The sequence below is a fragment of the Micromonospora sp. NPDC048839 genome, from assembly GCF_040649915.1.
In the GTDB taxonomy this organism is placed as follows: Bacteria; Actinomycetota; Actinomycetes; order Mycobacteriales; family Micromonosporaceae; genus Micromonospora.
Map to the genome: position 1 here is coordinate 362006 of NZ_JBEZGL010000006.1, position 16477 is coordinate 378482.

The window sequence follows — 16477 nt, forward strand, 5'->3', positions numbered from 1 at the left end:
AGGAGACTGTGCCGGACGACCCGAGGCCTCAGCCGAATCCCAGGCCGGCAAAGCTGCCGATGGACTGGCCGCCAGGCACCATCGTCGCGGTCGGGCCGTTGCCGGTCACGCCGGTTGAACGGCGCAACGGCGTCCCAGCCAGTCGGTGGGTGTCGAGATGATGGGGGAAATGAAGGCCGGCGACTTGGTCCGACTGACCAACGCGGCGAGCGTGCAGTTTTTCCGCCCGATCACTGTGCGGGTGATTCGCGAGTTCCCCGAGCGATACACCTACGAAGGGTGGGTCTGGATCGAGGGCTACGAGCTGAATGCCGCCGGGGACGCGGTGGCTCGGCGGGAGCTGTTCGTGATGCGCGGTGGGGTGCGGGTCCTAGCGCAGGCCGCACGCACCGCCAGCGAGCCCCGCCGCCCGATCCGACGCGCCCCAGTGAGGGTCGGCTGATGGTGAGACTTGAGGACCACCTCCCGATCAGGCCCTCCTGGCGCTGTCCTGCCTGCGGCATCCTCTGGCCCTGCTCGGCCGCTAAGCTGCGCCTCCTCGCCGAGTACCGCAACGATCGGCCGGGGCTGTTGGTACACCTGGCGAAGGTCCAGGCGGAGGCGGCTGCCGACCTGGCCACACTCAACCCGGGCACCGCGCTTCCGGAACTGACGCCTCGCTTCGTCGGGTGGGCCGAAGCCCGTTAGCTCCGCCGACCGCCCGAGGTTCGCAGGCGACGGCTCCCCCAGCAGGTTGGGACGCCTCCGGGTCTGTCGTCGGGGTCACGGCGGTTGGGACTGAGGCGTGGCAGGCTGACAGGCATGGGAACGACAGCGCGTGTACGTGCGCCCGAGCTGCGGGGCCGCCAGTGGCTCAACACGGGCGGACGGAACCTGACCTTGCAGGACCTTCGCGGCAAGATCGTGGTCGCGGACTTTTGGACGTTCTGCTGTATCAACTGCCTCCACGTGCTGGATGAGCTGCGCCCGCTGGAGGAGAAGTACGGCGACGTGCTCGTCGTGATCGGTGTGCACTCGCCGAAGTTCGAGCACGAGAAGGACGCCGACGCGCTCGTCGCGGCCGTCGAGCGGTACGGGGTGCACCACCCCGTACTCGACGATCCGGACATGGACATGTGGCAGCAGTACGCGGCCCGCGCCTGGCCGACCCTGTCGGTGATCGACCCCGAGGGTTACGTGGTGGCCACGATGGCGGGCGAGGGTCACGCCGAGGGGTTGGCCCGGTTGATCGACGAGCTGGTCGCCACCCACGAGGCCAAGGGCACCCTGCACCGGGGTGACGGTCCGTACGTCCCGCCGCCGGCCCCGGAGACGGCGCTGCGCTTCCCGGGTAAGGCTGCGCTGCTGCCGAACGGCAACCTGCTGGTCTCGGACTCGGCCCGGCACTCCCTGGTCGAGGTGGCCCCGGACGGCGAGACGCCGGTGCGCCGGATCGGCTCGGGCGAGCGGGGCCGCGCCGACGGGCCGGGTGCCGCCGCGACGTTCTCCGAGCCGCAGGGGGTGTGCCTGCTGCCCACCCATGTCGCCGAGGTCGCCGGCTACGACCTGGTGGTGGCCGACACGGTCAACCATCTGCTGCGGGGCGTACGGCTGGAGTCCGGCGAGGTGGTCACCGTGGCCGGCAGCGGCCGGCAGTGGCGCGCCGAGGTCGACGACCACGCCCACGACGCGCTCGCGGTGGATCTCTCCTCCCCGTGGGATCTGGCCTGGTACGACGACAAGCTGATCATCGCGATGGCCGGCATCCACCAGCTCTGGTGGTTCGACCCGATCAAGCGGACCGCGGGCATGTACGCCGGCACCACCGTCGAGGCGCTGCGGGACGGCCCGTTGGCCGAGGCGTGGATGGCGCAGCCGTCGGGGCTGTCCGTCTCCACCGACGGCGCGCGGCTCTGGATCGCCGACAGCGAGACCAGCTCCCTCCGGTACGTGGAAAACGGCGTGCTGGGCACCGCCGTCGGGCAGGGCCTGTTCGACTTCGGGCACGTGGACGGTCCGGCGGAGTCGGCGCTGCTGCAACACCCGCTGGGTGTGTGCGCGTTGCCGGACGGCTCGGTGCTGATCGCGGACACGTACAACGGGGCGGTTCGTCGCTTCGACCCGGCCACCAACCAGGTCTCCACCGTCGCGGACGGGTTGGCGGAGCCGAGCGACCTGGTGCTCAGCCCGGCCGGTGAGGTGCTGGTGGTGGAGTCCGCCGCGCACCGGCTGACCCGGCTCGCCCCGGGTGCCCTGTCGGCGGCGGGCGCCAGCACGGTCGACGGTCCCCGGCACCGTACCGAGCGCAAGCCGACCGACGTCGCGGCCGGTGAGGTCACCCTCGACATCGTCTTCACCCCGGCGCCGGGGCAGAAGCTGGACGAGACGTTCGGGCCGTCGACCCGGTTGGTGGTCTCCGCGTCACCGCCGGAGCTGCTGGTGGATGGTGCCGGCACGGGCACCGAGCTGACCCGTCGGCTGGTGCTCAACGGCGAGGTCACCGCCGGGGTGCTCCAGGTGACCGCCCAGGCGGCGACCTGCGACGCGGACGTCGAACACGCGGCGTGTCACCTGACCCGGCAGGACTGGGGCGTACCGGTGCGGGTCGTCGACGGCGCCGTGACCCGCCTGCCGCTGGTGCTGCGCGGCCTGGACGCCTGACGTGATCGGAGGGGTCCACCCGGACCCCTCCGATCTCATGCGAAGGGTGCCAGGGTGATGTCGGCGTCGATCAGGCTGGCGCGGACCAGTTCGGCGGCGGAGACCGCTCCCGGGGTGTCGCCGTGCACGCAGATCGAGTCGACCGAGCAGGGAATGACGGTGCCGTCCACCGCCACCACGATCCGTTCGGTGGCCATCCGCGCCGCGCGCTCGGCCACCTGCTCCGGGTCGGTGATCACCGCGCCGGGTGTGCCGCGCGGCACCAACGCCCCGTTGGGCAGGTAGGCACGGTCGGCGAAGGCCTCCGCGACGACCGGCAGGCCCGCGCCGGCGGCGAGTTGGGCGAGCGTCGAGCCGGGTAGGCAGAGCACCGGCAGCTCAGGGTCGTAACCGGTGACCGCCGCGACCACCGCTGCCGCCTGGGACTCGTCGTTGCTGGCCGCGTGGTAGAGCGCGCCGTGCGGTTTGAGGTAGCGGACCCGGGTGCCGAACAGCCGGCAGAACGCGTCAAGCGCCCCCAACTGGTAGGTCACCTCGTCGCGCAGCTCGGCGAAGTCGTACGCGATGTGCCGTCGACCGAAGCCGGCCAGGTCCCGGTAGCCGACCTGCGCGCCCACCGCGACCCCGCGTCGCGCGGCGCCCTCGCAGACCCGCCGCATGGTGGACGGGTCGCCACCGTGGAAGCCGCAGGCGACGTTCGCGGAGGTGACGAGGCTCAGCAGCGCCTCGTCGTCGCCGAGCCGCCAGATGCCGAATCCCTCGCCCAGGTCAGCGTTGAGGTCCATGGAATCTGACGGTAGTACCTGGCCGGGCCTGCGCGAGCGGGGTCACGTCGGTGACCACCCCGATGACGGGGTATCCACCGGTGGTCGGATGGTCGGCGAGGAAGATCAGCGGCTGTCCGTTCGCGGGCACCTGCACCGCGCCGAGCACGATGCCCTCGCTCGGCAGTTCGCCGGCCACCGCGCGGGGCAGGGCGACGCCGGCGAGCCGCGCGCCGACCCGGTTGCTCACCGGGCTGACGGTGTACGAGGTGCTGAACAGCCGGTCGAACGCGGTAGGCGTGAACCAGTCCTCCCGCGGACCGGGGCCCAGCGTCAGGTGCAGCTCCGACTCGGGCGCGGAGCAGACGGTCAGGTCCACCGGCGCGGGTGGGCCGTGTGGCTCGCCGAGCGGCAACCGGTCGCCGTCGCGCAGCGGGGCCGGGCCGAGCCCGGACAGGGTGTCGGTGGCCCGACTGCCGAGCACCGGCGACACGTCGATGCCACCCGCCACCGCCAACCAACTCCGTACGCCCCGACGGGCCGGGCCGATCCGCAGCACCGTCCCGGCCGGCACGGTGAGCGGTCGTCCGGTATCGCCTGGCCGATCGCCCGCCTGGACCGTCACCTCGGCCCCGGTGACCGCCACCGTGGTGGCCCGGGTCAGCCGCAGCGTGCAGCCGGACAGGGTGACCTCCAGGCCGGCGGCGTGCTCCGGGTTGCCGACCAGCCGGTTGGCCAGCCGCAGAGCAGCCGGGTCGAGGGCACCGGAGCGGGGTACGCCCAGGTGCGCCCAACCGGGCCGGCCCAGATCCTGCACGGTGGTGAGCGCGCCGGCGCGAAGAACCTCGACGGCGGCCGGACCTGTCATGCCGCCACCATCCGCACCCGGGTGCCCGGTCCGAGTCGGGCCGGCGGTTCGGCGCACACGTCGAAGAGGACCAGCTCGGTCCGGCCGACCAGCAGCCAACCTCCGGGGGACGCGCTGGGGTAGATGCCTGCGTACGGGCCGGCCAGGGCGACCGACCCGGGCGGCACGCGGGGGCGAGGAGTGGCCAGCCGGGGCAACGTCAGCTCGGCGGGCAGCCCGGTCAGGTAGGGGAACCCGGGGGCGAAGCCGCAGAACGCGACCTGGAACCGGGTGCCGGTCAGCCGGCGCAGCACGGCGGGCACGTCCACGCCCCAGTGCTCGGCCACCACCGGCAGGTCCGGCCCGTCGAAGGTGACCGGTACGACCACGGCGGCGGCCTCGTCGGCTCCGTCTTCGGCGTGGTCATGGGCGTCGGTCTGGTTGGGGCGTGTGGTCGCGGCGGCGACGCCGGACGCCCATCGGGTCAGCTGCTCGGCCGTGGTGGTCGGGTCGGGCAGGCCGTCGAGCAGCACGGTCCGGGCCGCCGGCACGATCTCCACGGCGATCAGGTCGCCCCGCTCCCGACGCCGCCACAGTTCGGCCCGCCACGCTTCGACAAACGCGGCCTCCGGGAGGTCGGCCGTGGCTTCGGGGGTGTCGGCGGGGGCGGTGCAGTCGAGTAGCAGGGCGTGCGCCCCGACCTGTCGGATCCGCATCCGCTCATCTTCGCCGATGTCGTGCCGGTACGGAGTTCACGAGGACGGTGCCGGGCGTCACCAACACCACTACTTGCAAGTAACCTACGGTGCCGTAACCTGACTACGTGAGTACCTCCGCCCCGCTTCGCCTGAAGCCGGTCGACATCGGTAAGCCCCGGATGCGCGGCTGGCTCCACACGTACGCCTTCTTCGTGGCCCTGATCTGCGGCGTCGTGCTGTGCTCGATCGCCGCGACCCGGCCGGGGTGGGCACCCCTGGTCAGCTGCCTGATCTACAGCGTCACGGTGTGCGGTCTCTTCGGCACCAGCGCGCTCTACCACCGTCGGGTGTGGTCGGAGCGCGGCTACCAGGTGATGCGCCGGATGGACCATTCGATGATCTTCGTGTTCATCGCCGGCACGTACACACCCCTCTGCACGATGCTGCTCACGCCCCGGCCGGCCACGGTGATGCTGGCCCTGGTCTGGGGCGGTGCGCTGGCCGGCGTGGCAGTCAAGGTGGTGTGGCCGCACGCGCCACGCTGGGTGTCCGCGCCGCTCTACCTGGCGCTGGGCTGGGTGGCCGTGGCCATGCTGCCGGACATCCTGCACGGCGGCGGCGTCGCGGCACTGGTGCTGCTGATCGTCGGTGGAGCGATCTACAGCATCGGCGCGGTCTTCTACGCCTTGCGCAGGCCCAACCCGTGGCCGACCGTCTTCGGTCACCACGAGTTCTTCCACGCCTGCACGCTGCTGGCGGCACTCTGCCACCACATCGCGATCTACTTCGCACTGTTCGCCTGACCTCAAACGGCCAAGCGACTCAAGATCCGCGCAACTTCGGGGACACTGCTGCCTCGACGCGCCGCCAGGCAGCAGTTTCCCCGAAAGTGCGCAGATCCTGGCAGGGGTGGCGGCGGTTCCTCGCACGAGTTGGGTCGAGACGCGAGCCGGGGTCCCGCGACGCTGCGGGACCCCGGAGTTCGCGAGCGAGGATCAGACCGGCCGGCCCGGCCGACGCACCTCGCGGTACTCCTGCACGACCTGGTCGTTCTGGACCGGCACGACCCGGTCAGCCACCACGCGCTCCTCGCGGACCGGCGCGGCGACCACGGTGCGACGGCGGCTGTTCCAGAAGTAGAGAGTGGTGATCAGGCCGGCGACACCGGCCAACATCAGCACCCAGCCGACCACGGACAGGTCCAGCCAGCCCAGGTCGGCTTCCACGGCGAATGCGAGGATCGCGCCCAGCGCGATCAAGAAGATGCTGCCACCAATGCCCATGTCTCGCTCCTCGGCTCTAACCTGGCGTACGACGCGCCGCGGCCGTCGGTAGGGGTGCGGCATCCATCGACTTACCCAGGCACGGAGATCGCCAATCGGGCAAGCTGGGGGCATGACGGACGCCGACTCCGAGACGCGGACACTTGTGTTGCTGCGGCACGCGAAGGCCGAGCAGGGGAGCGACGCGGCAGATGATGCCCAGCGTCCGCTCAGTGCCCGCGGGACCGCGGATGCGGCAGCGGCTGGCGCCTGGTTGGCGCACCACGGGTTGCTGCCCGACGTGGTGATCTGCTCGACGGCGAGACGTACCCGGCAGACCTGGCACGGCGTGGCGATGGGGATGACCGGCACACCGCCGGAGGGCGGCCCGACCGGTCCCCGGCCGACGGTACGTTACGAGCCCGGCGCGTACGACGCCCATCCGGAGGAGTTGTTGGCGCTGGTCCGTACGGTCGACGCCGCGGCCGGCACGGCACTGTTGATTGCCCACAACCCGGGCATCTCGCTGCTCGCGGCCCTTCTCGACCCGGAGGGTGCGTCCGACGAGGGGTTGCGGACCGCCGAGCTGTCGGTGCACCGTGGGCGGTTCACCTGGACGCAGTTGGGGCGGGCGGGAGCGCCGATCACGGCACGGCACATCGCACGCGGCTGAGCCACCCGTCGATCAGCGACGGGTGGCTCAGGGGCACGTCCCGGCGTCAGGACGGCGGCGCGGTTGGTGGCGGTGGGTCTGGCGGTGGCGGCATCATCGCCGTCGGATGGGAGAGCCGGTTCTCCTCCACGATGAGGGTCCGGGCCCGCTTGCGTCGGTCCTGCCAGAACCAGACAGTGGTCAGCAGTACGGCCAGCCCGGCCAGGATGAACACCCAGCCGACCGCCCGTACGTCGATCCACCAGACGTTGGCCCTCAGTGCGAAGGTCAGGATCGCGCCGATCGCGATGAGAAAAATGCCGCTTCCTACACCCATGTGCGCTGCACTCCCCCGTGCGGTGGCTCTGGGCGTTCCCTTTCGAGGTCACGCGACGGTTACCCGCCACGCCACCGGCATACCCGACCGGGCTCGCCCAATACGCGCGCGAGAAGGCCGACGCCCGCCCCGCCAAGCTTTGCTCTGCTTCAACCCACGCAACAGTTCCGGGCCGTGACTGTTGCGGCCGTTGAAGCAGAGCAAAGGGGCGGAAGGAGGTGTCGCGGTCGGGAAGCCGGCAGCCCCGGGGGGTCACCCACCCACAGACGCGGCGACGGCCGGCGGGGCAACGCCCCACCGGCCGCCGATGTTCGTGTTCGGTCCCGGGTGGTGCAATCCGGACCGTCAGCCGTGCCGTGGCACGGTCAGAAGGCCTCCTCCGGTAGGTCCATGATGTCGAGGTCGGTGCTCTCGATGATCCGTCGGTCGGCGCCGATGCGGGGCAGCACCTCGCGGGCGAAGAAACGGGCGGCGGCCACCTTACCGGTGTAGAACGCCTTGTCGCTGGCGGTGACCTCGCCGGCCAGCGCCTTCAGCGCCACGTCGGCCTGCCGCTGGAGCAGCCAGCCGACCACCAGGTCGCCGATCGCCAGCAGGAAGCGCCGGCTGCTCAGCCCGACCTTGTAGAGCGAGCGGGTGTCGCCACCCTGCGCCTCGCCCAGCCAGCCGGTCAGCACACCGAGGATGGTCTGCACCTCGGCCAGCGCCTTGCCGAGCGCCTGCCGCTCCTCCTTGAGCTGGCCGTTGCCCGCCTCGGAGGAGATGAATTCCTGGATCTCGCCGGCGACCGCCATCAGCGCCTTGCCGTTGTCCCGGACGATCTTGCGGAAGATGAGGTCCAGGCTCTGGATGGCGGTGGTGCCCTCGTACAGGGTGTCGATCTTGGCGTCGCGGACGTACTGCTCCAGCGGGTAGTCCTGGAGGAACCCGGAGCCACCGAAGGTCTGCAGGGCCTCGTGCCCGAGCATCTCGTACGCCCGCTCCGAACCGACGCCCTTGACCAGCGGCAACAGCAGGTCGTTGACCCGCTTGGCCAGCTTGGTGGCCTTCTCGTCGCCGGCGGCCTCGGCGATGGCGACCTTGTCCTGCCAGGTGGCGGTGTAGAGGACAAGGGCCCGAAGACCCTCGGCGTACGACTTCTGCAGCAGCAGCGAGCGGCGGACGTCCGGGTGGTGGGTGATGGTGACCCGCGGGGCGGTCTTGTCCGCCTGCTGGATCAGGTCGGCGCCCTGCACCCGGCTCTTCGCGTACTCCAGGGCGTTGAGGTAGCCGGTGGAGAGGGTCGCGATGGCCTTGGTGCCGACCAACATCCGGGCGTACTCGATGATCATGAACATCTGCCGGATGCCGTCGTGCTTGTCGCCCAGCAGCCAGCCCTTGGCCGGTACGCCGTGCTCGCCGAAGGTCAGCTCGCAGGTGTTGGAGACCTTCAGGCCCATCTTGTGCTCGACGTTCGTGGTGTAGACGCCGTTGCGCTCACCCAGCTCGCCGGTGGTCTCGTCGAAGTGGAACTTCGGCACCACGAAGAGCGACAGACCCTTGGTGCCGGGGCCACCGACGCCCTCCACGCCGACCGGGCGGGCCAGCACGTAGTGCACGATGTTGTCGCTCAGGTCGTGCTCGCCCGAGGTGATGAAGCGCTTCACGCCCTCGATGTGCCAGGAGCCGTCGGGCTGCTGGGTCGCGCGGGCGCGGCCGGCGCCCACGTCCGAGCCGGCGTCCGGCTCGGTGAGGACCATCGTCGAGCCCCACTGCTTGTCGATGAAGAGCTTGGCCCACCTCTTCTGCCGCTCGGTGCCCTCGACGTGCAGCACGTGCGCGAAGGACGGGCCGGAGGCGTACATCCAGATCGGAGCGTTCGAGCCGAGCACCAGCTCGGCCATCGCCCACCAGAGGGCGCGCGGCGCGTTCGTGCCACCCAGAGCCGGCGGGAGGTCGAGCCGCCAGAACTCGGAGTCCATGAACGCCTGGTAGGACTTCTTGAACGACGCCGGCAGCGGCGCGGTGTGCGTGGCCGGGTCGAACACCGGCGGGTTGCGGTCACTGTCGGTGTAGCTGGCGGCCAGATCCTCACGCGCGAGGCGGTCGAGCTCGGCGAGGAAGCTGCGGGCGGTGTCGGTGTCGAGATCCGAGTACGGCTCCTGGCCGAACGACCGGTCGGCACCGAAGACCTCGAACAGGTTGAACTCAAGGTCCCGCAGGTTGCTCTTGTAGTGGGTCATGCTCACTGGCCCCGCTTCCGGACAGGTGTTACCGATCAGTAACCCTGACTGTATTACTCGCGGGTAGGCAGCGACAAGCGGATCACCCAAGTGACGGCGATTACACACAACTCCGTAACACAACCCGGTCAGCTCTCGGTGGCACCGACCTCCCAACTCGGTACGGCCGCCGCCGCGCCGGCACGGGCACCGACGTACTCCATCAGGACCAGGGCGATGTCGTCGTCGAGGTGGCCGTGCACCCACTCGACCAGGGCGGTCTCCAGGGAGGCCAGCCCGTCGGCGACCGTGCCGTGACCGAGCAGCCGCCAGGCGCGGTCGGCGGTGGGGAAGAACTCACCATCCCGCCGTGCCTCGCCGAGGCCGTCGGTGAACAGCAGCAGCCGGTCTCCCGGCTCCAGGCGCTCGACCCGGGGGCGGACCACCGGCATGAACCCGAGCGGGGGTGCCGGCGCCGGCGGTTCCAGCGGGATCACCGCACCTCGGCGCAGCAGCAGCGGTGCCGGATGCCCGCAGTTGACGATGGTGAGCGTGCCGCCGCGCTCCTCGACGAGTGCCGCGGTCACGAAGTCCTCGTCGCCGACGTTGCGGGCCACCGCGCGGTCCAGGTCGGCGACGACGGCACGCAGATCGGCGCGCTCGTACGCCACATGCCGGTAGGAGCCGAGAACGATGCTCGCCAGTCGAACGGCGTCCAGGCCCTTGCCGCGCACGTCACCGATGATCATGCGGACGCCGTAGGGCGTGTCGATCGCCTCGTACAGGTCACCACCGATCTCGGCAGTCGCGGTGGAGGAGATGTAGCGTCCCGCGACCGAGAGCGTCCCGACCTGTGGCCCGAGCGGACGCAGCACCGCCTGCTGGGCCACCGAGGCGAGCTTGGTCAGCTCGACGATCTGCTCCGCCTGCCGCTGTCGGACCGACGCCACCGCCACCGCCAGTCCGGTGACGACCGCGACCGCGACCACGCTGACCGGAGTGATTATTGACATCTTCGGCTCGGTCAGGGCGAAGCCGGCCCCGGTCAGGGTCGCCACGACACCCACACCCAGCACCACCGGCCACGACGCCACGGCGGCGGCCAGCAACGGTACGGCACACAACAGCGCGACGTAGTGGGCGAAACGGCCGTCCGCCGCCTCCACCGCCGACACGATCGCGAGCAGGACAAGGGCCGCGCCGAGGCCGGCGCGGGATCCGGGGCTCAGCGGGCGACGGCCCGACTGGAGGAGTCGCGTGGGTACGACTGACAGTTTGCCTGATCCACGTGAACCGGTGAATGAACCTGACCCGTCGTCCGAGAAGGTTCTGTCCGGCCGGCCCCGTTGACCGGCCGAATCGGCGCGACCCGACCCGGTCAGCCGAGGACCTCGTAGCGGACGGTGAGCGCGCCCACGTCGACCGAGGCGATGCTGGCGAACGCCGCCCGGGAGAGGTCGAGGCAGCGGCCGTCGATGAACGGGCCACGGTCGTTGATCCGCACCACGACCGACTTGCCGTTGGCCGGGTTGGTCACCCGGACCTTGGTGTTGAACGGCAGCGTCTTGTGCGCGGCGGTCAGCGCACTCGGGTTGAACGACTCACCGTTGGCCGTCAACTGCCCGTCGGAGTAGAACGACGCGCCACACGAGCCGCTCTCCAACACCTTCGGCGCCGGGGTGGTCTTCTTCGCGGTCGGCTTGGGCTTCGGCGGCGCGGTACGGGCCTTGCCCCGGGAGGCCGCCTGCTGCGACCGGATGGCCGACGGGCTGGCGGACACGCTCGGCGAGGGGCTGGCGGTCGGGGAGACGGCCGGGGAACTGGGGGTGAGGCTGCTCGCCGCCGTGGTCGGGGTGAGGTCGAGGGTCGTCTGCCCCGACTGAGCGGAGCCGGAGGTCAGCTGAACGGCACCGACCGTGCCCCCGACCGCGAGGGCGACGCCGACCGCCGCGGTGGCCACGATGCCCGCCGGGGAGGAGAAGATGCGGGTACGGGAGTGCTTGACTGCCACCGGCCCGGTCCTTTCGTCGTCTGAACAAACCGGGTCGGACCGTAACGAGAGAAGCACTTCCGACGTCAACGTGATCATGGTGGTATGCCCGTATTTGCACAGGTACGTGTAGCCGATCATCCGACCCCGGGTGGGCCGGCCGGCCCGGGTGCCGACGTGCCGGCCCCGGGTGTCGCAGGATGAGCGGATGCCCGCTGACCTGACCGCACGCCTGGCCACCCTGTTCCAGTGGATCGACCCCGGGCCGGGCACCAGCCACCTGGTCAGCGACATCTCCGGCTGGTGGCGGGACCCGACGATGCTGGCGGAGCTGGGACCGGCCCTGGTCGCGCCGTACCGGTCCGCCCGGCCGACGGTGGTGCTCGCCCCGGCGGTCACCGGGTTGCTGCTCGGGCCACTGGCCGCGACCGCCCTCGGGGTCGGCTTCGTGGCCGCCCACAAGCCCGCCGACGGACGGTTGCCGGCCGGGCCGCTCACCTGGGCGCAGAGCCCGCCGGACTACCGGGGCCGGCGGGTCGACCTGGCCGTACGGGACCGACACCTCGGCCCCGGCGACCGGGTCCTGGTGGTGGACGACTGGGTGCGTACCGGCGCTCAACTCCACGCCCTGTACGACATCTGCGCCGCGCGCGGCGCCGAGGTGCTGGGCACCGCCGTGGTGGCGGTCGACTGCCCGCCGGAGGTCGCGGCCGAGCTGCGCGTCACCGGCCTGATCAACGCGGCCGACCTGCACGCTTGACCTGAACACAGGTTCAAGTTCGACGATCGATCGATGAGTGACGGCATTCTCGACGAGGCGTACGAACGACTGCACGGCACCGGCCCCGAATACGAGGGCTGGCTCTCCAACCACGGGCCGATGGCCGTCGAGGCGCTGGCCTGGCACGGGCACCAGCGACAGGTCCACCGTTGGCTCGACGACTACCTCGGCCGACTCGACGAGCTGCCCCGGGGGCTGCACCCGATCGACGACTGGCGAGCGGCGCTGGGCGATCCGAAGCGGGCCGGTGACTGGCTGGCGTACTTCGACCGGCAACTGCGCGAACACCCGTGGCGCGACGTGCTCGGCACCTGGTGGCCCCGCCTGTTGCCGGGCATCGCCGCTGGTGCCACCCACGGGGTGATCCGGGTCGGCCACGCCGTACGCGCGCTCGAAACGGACGACGCGAACCCACGTCGGCGCACCGAACTGGCCCAGGCCCTCGGCTACTGGGCCGCCCGCTGGCAGCCGATCCCCGGCACCGACCGTGCTCTCGACGGCACACCGACCGGCCGGGAGCAGATGGACGTGGACGCCGCGCTGGCCGGGCTGCCCCGGATCGACGACCAGACCGGCGGCGTCCGGGATCGGCTGGGCCAACTGCCGGGTGTACCCCAATGGGAGCCGGCGCTCGCGGCGCTGCGCCCGGCGCGGAGCCCGGACGAGGCGAAGCGTGGGCTCACCACGTTGGTGCACCGCGCCGGGCTGGACTACCTGCGCTTCGGGCATGCCGCGCCGGTCATGCTGGTGCACGCGGTCACCGCGCCGACCGCGGTGCTGCGTACCCTGCCGGCCCTGGACCGGGCACTGTGGGCGCCGAGCCTCGCCGCGGCCTGGGCCGCGACGGCGGCCATGACCTCGGTGTACGCCCCCGCCGACGGCATCGCGCCACCGACCGTGACCGCCGTGACCCCGGCGGAGGTCTTCGCCCGAGCGGTTCGGCACGGCGACGCGCACGTGGTGAAGCTGGCCGACGCGGTGCTCGACGCGCACGCGGCCAGTGGCGACGAACGGCTCCTCACCGCCGCCGGCTACGCCGGTCAACTGATCTGAGCAGGACCCCGGCGGAATGCGGCGGCGGTGCGGGGCGCACTGGCCTAGCCTCGGCAGGATGTGGCCTCGGATCGGTGGACTGCGCACCCTCGCCCTCGGCACTCCCGGTGAGCTGCGGGCGACCCTCAACACCCTGGTACTCGCCGGTGTGAAGACCGCGACGGCCGGGCGGCTCGCCTACTACGCGGAAGAAGGCGAGGAGTTGGAGCACGTCGGCGAACGACTGGCGCTTGTCGACGACGACGACGCGCTGGCCGGCGTGGTGGAGATCACCGGGGTGGAGGTGGTCCGCTTCGCGGACGTGTCCTGGGACTTCGCCCACTCCGAGGGCGAGGGTGACCGGTCGATCGAGGAGTGGCGGGCCGGGCACTCGGCCTACTGGGCGCGGCTCGGCACCCCGGTCGACGACGACACCCCGATCGTCTGCGTCCGCCTGCGGCTGGTCTCCGGCGGGGAGGGCGGCGTGGCCAGCGGCGACCTCGGCACCTGAGCCGGTCGCGTCGGCAGTGCGGGCACGGCCTGGGCGGCCGCCGCTGGCGCGATCCCTACTGGTGGCGGGTGTTCAGCCGCGCAGCTGCGGGAGCAGTCGGGTCGCCACGTCCGCCAGGACGGCCTCGTCGCCCGCGTACCAACTGCTGGCCCGCGGCCAGTGCGCCACTACGTCGGTGAAGCCGAGGTCGGCGGCCCGGCCGACCTGATCGGCGAAGAACTGCGCGCTGCTGAGCGAGAAGACCGGTGCGGCGTCCAGTGAGAGATAACGGTCCAGGGTTGCCGGGTCGCGGCCGGCTTCGTCCAACGTCCGGTCCATCCGCGCGGACAGGGCCGCCACGCTGTCCCACCAGCCGTCCAGATCGTTGTCGTCACCGGTGCCGGTGGTCACCCAGCCCTGGCCGAAGCGGGCCACCAGCCGCATCGACCGTGGCCCGTTGGCGGCCACCACGAACGGCACCCGGGGCTGCTGCACGCAGCCGGGGTTGTTGCGGGCGTCCACGGCGGCGAACCAGTCACCGCGCCAGGTGGTGCCGTCCTCGCGGAGGATCAGATCCAGCAGCTCGGTGAACTCGGCGAACCGTTCGACCCGCTGGCGCGGCGGCAGCGTCTCGCCGCCCAGCACCGCCGAGTCGAAACCGATGCCGCCCGCGCCCAAACCGAGGACCAACCGACCAGCGGAGACGTCATCCACGGTGGTGATCTGCCGGACGAACGCGGCCGGGTGCCGGAAGTTCGGTGACGCGACGAGGGTGCCCAGCCGGATGCGGGAGGTCACCGTGGCGGCGGCGGTCAGCGTGGCCATCGAGTCGAACCACGGGCCGTCGACGAGGTCCCGCCAGCCCAGGTGGTCGTACGTCCAGGCGTGGTCGAAACCCCACTCGTCAACCTGCCGCCAGCGATGCCGCGACTCCGCCCACCGCTGGTCCGGCAGAATCACGATGCCAATCCTCATGATCACCAGCCTAGTCGTGCCCGCCGGAGCTGCTCTGACATCGCGCTCGGCATCCGTCGACCGCGCAGGGCACCGCGCGGCACTGGTTCCCGCTACCGTTCCGGCGTGGACCTACCGGCACAGCGGGTCGAGACCGTACGAGCATTCGGCACGGTGTCGCTGGTGGCCGGATTCATGATCTCGCTCATCACCATGGCGTCCGACTACAGCGGGCTTGATCCGCACATCCTCGCCACCTTCCTCATCCTGACCGGCCTCGGTCTGCGGATCGAGGCGGCGATCCTCAACCGGAGGTCGTAGCCGTCCCCGGCCGGGGCGGCAGGTGACGCGTGTCACACTGCGGCTCGGTAGGGGGCCCACGTTCGGCTCCGACCCCTCGGCGAGCGACACCCGAAACGAGGTGTCAGCCGAGGAGAGGACCAGGCACGATGACGAAGGTGACCGCACAGCTGTCCGTGTCGATGGACGGCTTCTACGCCGGCCCACAGTTCGACGGGAACGGCAACTGGATGGACTCGGCGGAGAGCGCCGGGTTCTTCCGGGTGACCCGCTGGGCGACCGAGGTGGCGGCGTGGCGCGAACGACAGGGCTTCGCCGGCGGGGAGCGGGACGCCAACTCCGAGGTCGTCGCCGAGTCGTTCGGGGCCGCCGGGGCGTACGTGATGGGGCGCCGGATGGCCGACGGCGGTGAGGTGCCCTGGGGCGAGGAGCCGCCGTTTCGCGCGCCGGTCTTCGTCGTCACGCACCGCCCCCGTCCGACGCTCCTGCGCGGCGGAGGCACCAGCTTCACCTACGTCACCGATGGCGTGACCAGCGCCGTCGAGCAGGCGCGCGCCGTTGCCGGCGGCAAGAACGTGGCCGTGGCCGGAGGCGGCGGCCTGGTGCGGCAGGTGCTCAGGGCCGGCCTGCTCGACGAGTTGGAGCTGCACGTCGTACCCGTCGTTCTCGGCACCGGACTCCGGCTGTTCGACGCGGACCTCGACCTCGGCGAGAAGGAGGCGATCGAGCTGACGCCGACCCGGGTCATCCACACACCGCAGGTCACCCACATCCGGTACGAGGTGAACGGTCGGGCGCCCCTCGTGCTCGACGATCGGGGCAGCGGCGGTGGCCCGACGGCGACCACCAACTGAAACCGACACGTCAGCCGAGAGGAGATGACCATGCCGCAACTGCTGCGGGTCCAGTGCTTCAACGTGTCGCGGGACGGGTTCGGCACCGGGGAGGGACAGAGCCTGGAACGGCCCTTCGGCCACGCGGACCCCACCCCGCTGTTCTCCTGGCGGGCCGCCACCGCCAGCTTCGTGTATCGCACCGAGCCGGGCGGCACCCGCGGCCTGGACGACTACCTGACGCGCGACGCCGAGTGCAACATCGGCGCGGAGATCATGGGTCGCAACAAGTTCGGCCCCCAGCGTGGTCCCTGGGAGAACCATGACTGGCAGGGCTGGTGGGGGGACAACCCGCCGTTCCACACGCCGGTCTTCGTGCTCACCCATCACGAGCGCCCGTCGTTCAGCCTGTCCGACACCACGTTCCACTTCCTCGACGCCAGCCCGGCCGAGGCCCTGGCCCAGGCGAAAAAGGCAGCCGACGGTCGGGACGTACGCCTCGGTGGTGGGGTCGACACCATCCGCCAGTTCATCGAGGCCGACCTGGTCGACACGATGCACATCGTCGTCGCGCCCGTTGATCTCGACCGAGGCGAACGGTTGTGGGACAGCCCGGACGACCTTCTCGACCGCTTCCACCGCGAGTCGGTGCCCAGTCCCAGCGGAGTCACCCACCTGCTGTTCTGGCGACGCTGA

20 protein-coding genes are annotated in these 16477 nt (G+C 71.3%); 11 read left to right on the forward strand and 9 right to left on the reverse strand.

All coding sequences use genetic code 11. The features are described from left to right. Positions 1 to 169 precede the first annotated feature (169 nt). From AB0C25_RS14900 to AB0C25_RS14910, 3 genes are all read left to right on the forward strand, one after another. Entirely contained in the window at positions 170 to 442 is a 273-nt protein-coding gene (locus tag AB0C25_RS14900; protein WP_357373295.1) for a hypothetical protein, read from the forward strand. Continuing rightward, positions 442 to 687, forward strand: a complete 246-nt coding sequence (locus AB0C25_RS14905) for a flavin reductase (RefSeq protein WP_357373297.1) — start codon at positions 442 to 444, stop codon at positions 685 to 687. Before AB0C25_RS14900 ends, AB0C25_RS14905 begins: the two co-directional genes overlap by 1 nt. 114 nt (positions 688 to 801) lie before the next feature. After that, on the forward strand, positions 802 to 2640 hold the full coding sequence (locus tag AB0C25_RS14910; protein WP_357373299.1) for an NHL domain-containing thioredoxin family protein: 1839 nt from the start codon (positions 802 to 804) through the stop codon (positions 2638 to 2640). Positions 2641 to 2675: 35 nt separating this feature from the next. Here AB0C25_RS14910 and AB0C25_RS14915 read toward each other — a convergent pair whose 3' ends face one another. From AB0C25_RS14915 to AB0C25_RS14925, 3 genes are read right to left on the reverse strand one after another with little or no spacing between them, the layout of a single operon-like run. Next, complete coding sequence (locus tag AB0C25_RS14915; RefSeq protein ID WP_357373301.1) at positions 2676 to 3425, reverse strand: 5-oxoprolinase subunit PxpA; 750 nt, start codon at positions 3423 to 3425, stop codon at positions 2676 to 2678. After that, positions 3409 to 4272, reverse strand: coding sequence for a biotin-dependent carboxyltransferase family protein (locus AB0C25_RS14920; protein ID WP_357373303.1), 864 nt, complete (start codon positions 4270 to 4272; stop codon positions 3409 to 3411). The genes AB0C25_RS14915 and AB0C25_RS14920 overlap by 17 nt, the downstream gene beginning before the upstream one ends. Continuing rightward, positions 4269 to 4967, reverse strand: coding sequence for an allophanate hydrolase subunit 1 (locus tag AB0C25_RS14925; protein ID WP_357373305.1), 699 nt, complete (start codon positions 4965 to 4967; stop codon positions 4269 to 4271). The genes AB0C25_RS14920 and AB0C25_RS14925 overlap by 4 nt, the downstream gene beginning before the upstream one ends. Before the next feature lie 107 nt (positions 4968 to 5074). Here AB0C25_RS14925 and AB0C25_RS14930 point away from each other — a divergent pair, with 107 nt between their 5' ends. After that, positions 5075 to 5752 (forward strand): hemolysin III family protein, encoded by a 678-nt coding sequence (locus AB0C25_RS14930; protein ID WP_357373307.1) that lies wholly within the window; start codon positions 5075 to 5077, stop codon positions 5750 to 5752. A gap of 192 nt (positions 5753 to 5944) precedes the next feature. On the opposite strand, the gene AB0C25_RS14935 is transcribed toward AB0C25_RS14930, so the two are convergent. After that, positions 5945 to 6232, reverse strand: a complete 288-nt coding sequence (locus AB0C25_RS14935; protein WP_357373310.1) for a DUF6458 family protein — start codon at positions 6230 to 6232, stop codon at positions 5945 to 5947. Positions 6233 to 6344: 112 nt separating this feature from the next. Between AB0C25_RS14935 and AB0C25_RS14940 the strand changes: the two genes are divergently transcribed. Continuing rightward, positions 6345 to 6884 (forward strand): histidine phosphatase family protein, encoded by a 540-nt coding sequence (locus AB0C25_RS14940; protein ID WP_357373312.1) that lies wholly within the window; start codon positions 6345 to 6347, stop codon positions 6882 to 6884. Between the two features lie 46 nt (positions 6885 to 6930). Here the strand turns inward: AB0C25_RS14940 and AB0C25_RS14945 are convergent, their stop codons facing one another. The 4 genes from AB0C25_RS14945 to AB0C25_RS14960 all read right to left on the reverse strand — a co-directional run bounded on the left by AB0C25_RS14945 (position 6931) and on the right by AB0C25_RS14960 (position 11412). Further along, positions 6931 to 7200, reverse strand: coding sequence for a DUF6458 family protein (locus AB0C25_RS14945; protein ID WP_030487564.1), 270 nt, complete (start codon positions 7198 to 7200; stop codon positions 6931 to 6933). 365 nt (positions 7201 to 7565) lie between these two features. Then, on the reverse strand, positions 7566 to 9422 hold the full coding sequence (locus tag AB0C25_RS14950; RefSeq protein ID WP_357373393.1) for an acyl-CoA dehydrogenase: 1857 nt from the start codon (positions 9420 to 9422) through the stop codon (positions 7566 to 7568). A gap of 128 nt (positions 9423 to 9550) precedes the next feature. Beyond that, positions 9551 to 10675 (reverse strand): PP2C family protein-serine/threonine phosphatase, encoded by a 1125-nt coding sequence (locus tag AB0C25_RS14955; protein ID WP_357373395.1) that lies wholly within the window; start codon positions 10673 to 10675, stop codon positions 9551 to 9553. A 104-nt stretch (positions 10676 to 10779) separates the two neighbouring features. Then, positions 10780 to 11412, reverse strand: coding sequence for a septal ring lytic transglycosylase RlpA family protein (locus AB0C25_RS14960; RefSeq protein WP_357373314.1), 633 nt, complete (start codon positions 11410 to 11412; stop codon positions 10780 to 10782). 187 nt (positions 11413 to 11599) lie between these two features. Here AB0C25_RS14960 and AB0C25_RS14965 point away from each other — a divergent pair, with 187 nt between their 5' ends. From AB0C25_RS14965 to AB0C25_RS14975, 3 genes are read left to right on the forward strand one after another with little or no spacing between them, the layout of a single operon-like run. Then, the gene (locus AB0C25_RS14965; protein ID WP_357373316.1) at positions 11600 to 12151 is read left to right on the forward strand and encodes a phosphoribosyltransferase family protein; all 552 of its coding nucleotides are present in this window, start codon (positions 11600 to 11602) and stop codon (positions 12149 to 12151) included. A gap of 33 nt (positions 12152 to 12184) precedes the next feature. After that, on the forward strand, positions 12185 to 13225 hold the full coding sequence (locus AB0C25_RS14970; protein WP_357373318.1) for a questin oxidase family protein: 1041 nt from the start codon (positions 12185 to 12187) through the stop codon (positions 13223 to 13225). 58 nt (positions 13226 to 13283) lie between these two features. Beyond that, on the forward strand, positions 13284 to 13715 hold the full coding sequence (locus AB0C25_RS14975; protein ID WP_357373320.1) for an ASCH domain-containing protein: 432 nt from the start codon (positions 13284 to 13286) through the stop codon (positions 13713 to 13715). 72 nt (positions 13716 to 13787) lie between these two features. Here AB0C25_RS14975 and AB0C25_RS14980 read toward each other — a convergent pair whose 3' ends face one another. Next, positions 13788 to 14675: an LLM class flavin-dependent oxidoreductase gene (locus AB0C25_RS14980; RefSeq protein WP_357373322.1), complete on the reverse strand. Its 888-nt coding sequence runs from the start codon at positions 14673 to 14675 to the stop codon at positions 13788 to 13790. Positions 14676 to 14774: 99 nt separating this feature from the next. On the opposite strand from AB0C25_RS14980, the gene AB0C25_RS14985 reads away from it, so the two are divergent. The 3 genes from AB0C25_RS14985 (at position 14775) to AB0C25_RS14995 (ending at position 16477) form a co-directional block, all read left to right on the forward strand. Further along, positions 14775 to 14969: a hypothetical protein gene (locus AB0C25_RS14985; RefSeq protein WP_357373324.1), complete on the forward strand. Its 195-nt coding sequence runs from the start codon at positions 14775 to 14777 to the stop codon at positions 14967 to 14969. 128 nt (positions 14970 to 15097) lie between these two features. Then, positions 15098 to 15802 (forward strand): dihydrofolate reductase family protein, encoded by a 705-nt coding sequence (locus AB0C25_RS14990; RefSeq protein WP_357373326.1) that lies wholly within the window; start codon positions 15098 to 15100, stop codon positions 15800 to 15802. A gap of 30 nt (positions 15803 to 15832) precedes the next feature. Then, positions 15833 to 16477, forward strand: a complete 645-nt coding sequence (locus AB0C25_RS14995) for a dihydrofolate reductase family protein (RefSeq protein ID WP_357373328.1) — start codon at positions 15833 to 15835, stop codon at positions 16475 to 16477.

Coding starts and splice junctions, on each gene's coding strand:
- AB0C25_RS14900 (WP_357373295.1), top strand. CDS start 170: ATGAAGGCCGGCGACTTGGTCCGACTGACCAACGCGGCGAGCGTGCAG.
- AB0C25_RS14905 (WP_357373297.1), top strand. CDS start 442: ATGGTGAGACTTGAGGACCACCTCCCGATCAGGCCCTCCTGGCGCTGT.
- AB0C25_RS14910 (WP_357373299.1), top strand. CDS start 802: ATGGGAACGACAGCGCGTGTACGTGCGCCCGAGCTGCGGGGCCGCCAG.
- AB0C25_RS14915 (WP_357373301.1), bottom strand. CDS start 3,425: ATGGACCTCAACGCTGACCTGGGCGAGGGATTCGGCATCTGGCGGCTC.
- AB0C25_RS14920 (WP_357373303.1), bottom strand. CDS start 4,272: ATGACAGGTCCGGCCGCCGTCGAGGTTCTTCGCGCCGGCGCGCTCACC.
- AB0C25_RS14925 (WP_357373305.1), bottom strand. CDS start 4,967: ATGCGGATCCGACAGGTCGGGGCGCACGCCCTGCTACTCGACTGCACC.
- AB0C25_RS14935 (WP_357373310.1), bottom strand. CDS start 6,232: ATGGGCATTGGTGGCAGCATCTTCTTGATCGCGCTGGGCGCGATCCTC.
- AB0C25_RS14940 (WP_357373312.1), top strand. CDS start 6,345: ATGACGGACGCCGACTCCGAGACGCGGACACTTGTGTTGCTGCGGCAC.
- AB0C25_RS14945 (WP_030487564.1), bottom strand. CDS start 7,200: ATGGGTGTAGGAAGCGGCATTTTTCTCATCGCGATCGGCGCGATCCTG.
- AB0C25_RS14950 (WP_357373393.1), bottom strand. CDS start 9,422: ATGACCCACTACAAGAGCAACCTGCGGGACCTTGAGTTCAACCTGTTC.
- AB0C25_RS14965 (WP_357373316.1), top strand. CDS start 11,600: ATGCCCGCTGACCTGACCGCACGCCTGGCCACCCTGTTCCAGTGGATC.
- AB0C25_RS14970 (WP_357373318.1), top strand. CDS start 12,185: ATGAGTGACGGCATTCTCGACGAGGCGTACGAACGACTGCACGGCACC.
- AB0C25_RS14975 (WP_357373320.1), top strand. CDS start 13,284: ATGTGGCCTCGGATCGGTGGACTGCGCACCCTCGCCCTCGGCACTCCC.
- AB0C25_RS14990 (WP_357373326.1), top strand. CDS start 15,098: ATGACGAAGGTGACCGCACAGCTGTCCGTGTCGATGGACGGCTTCTAC.
- AB0C25_RS14995 (WP_357373328.1), top strand. CDS start 15,833: ATGCCGCAACTGCTGCGGGTCCAGTGCTTCAACGTGTCGCGGGACGGG.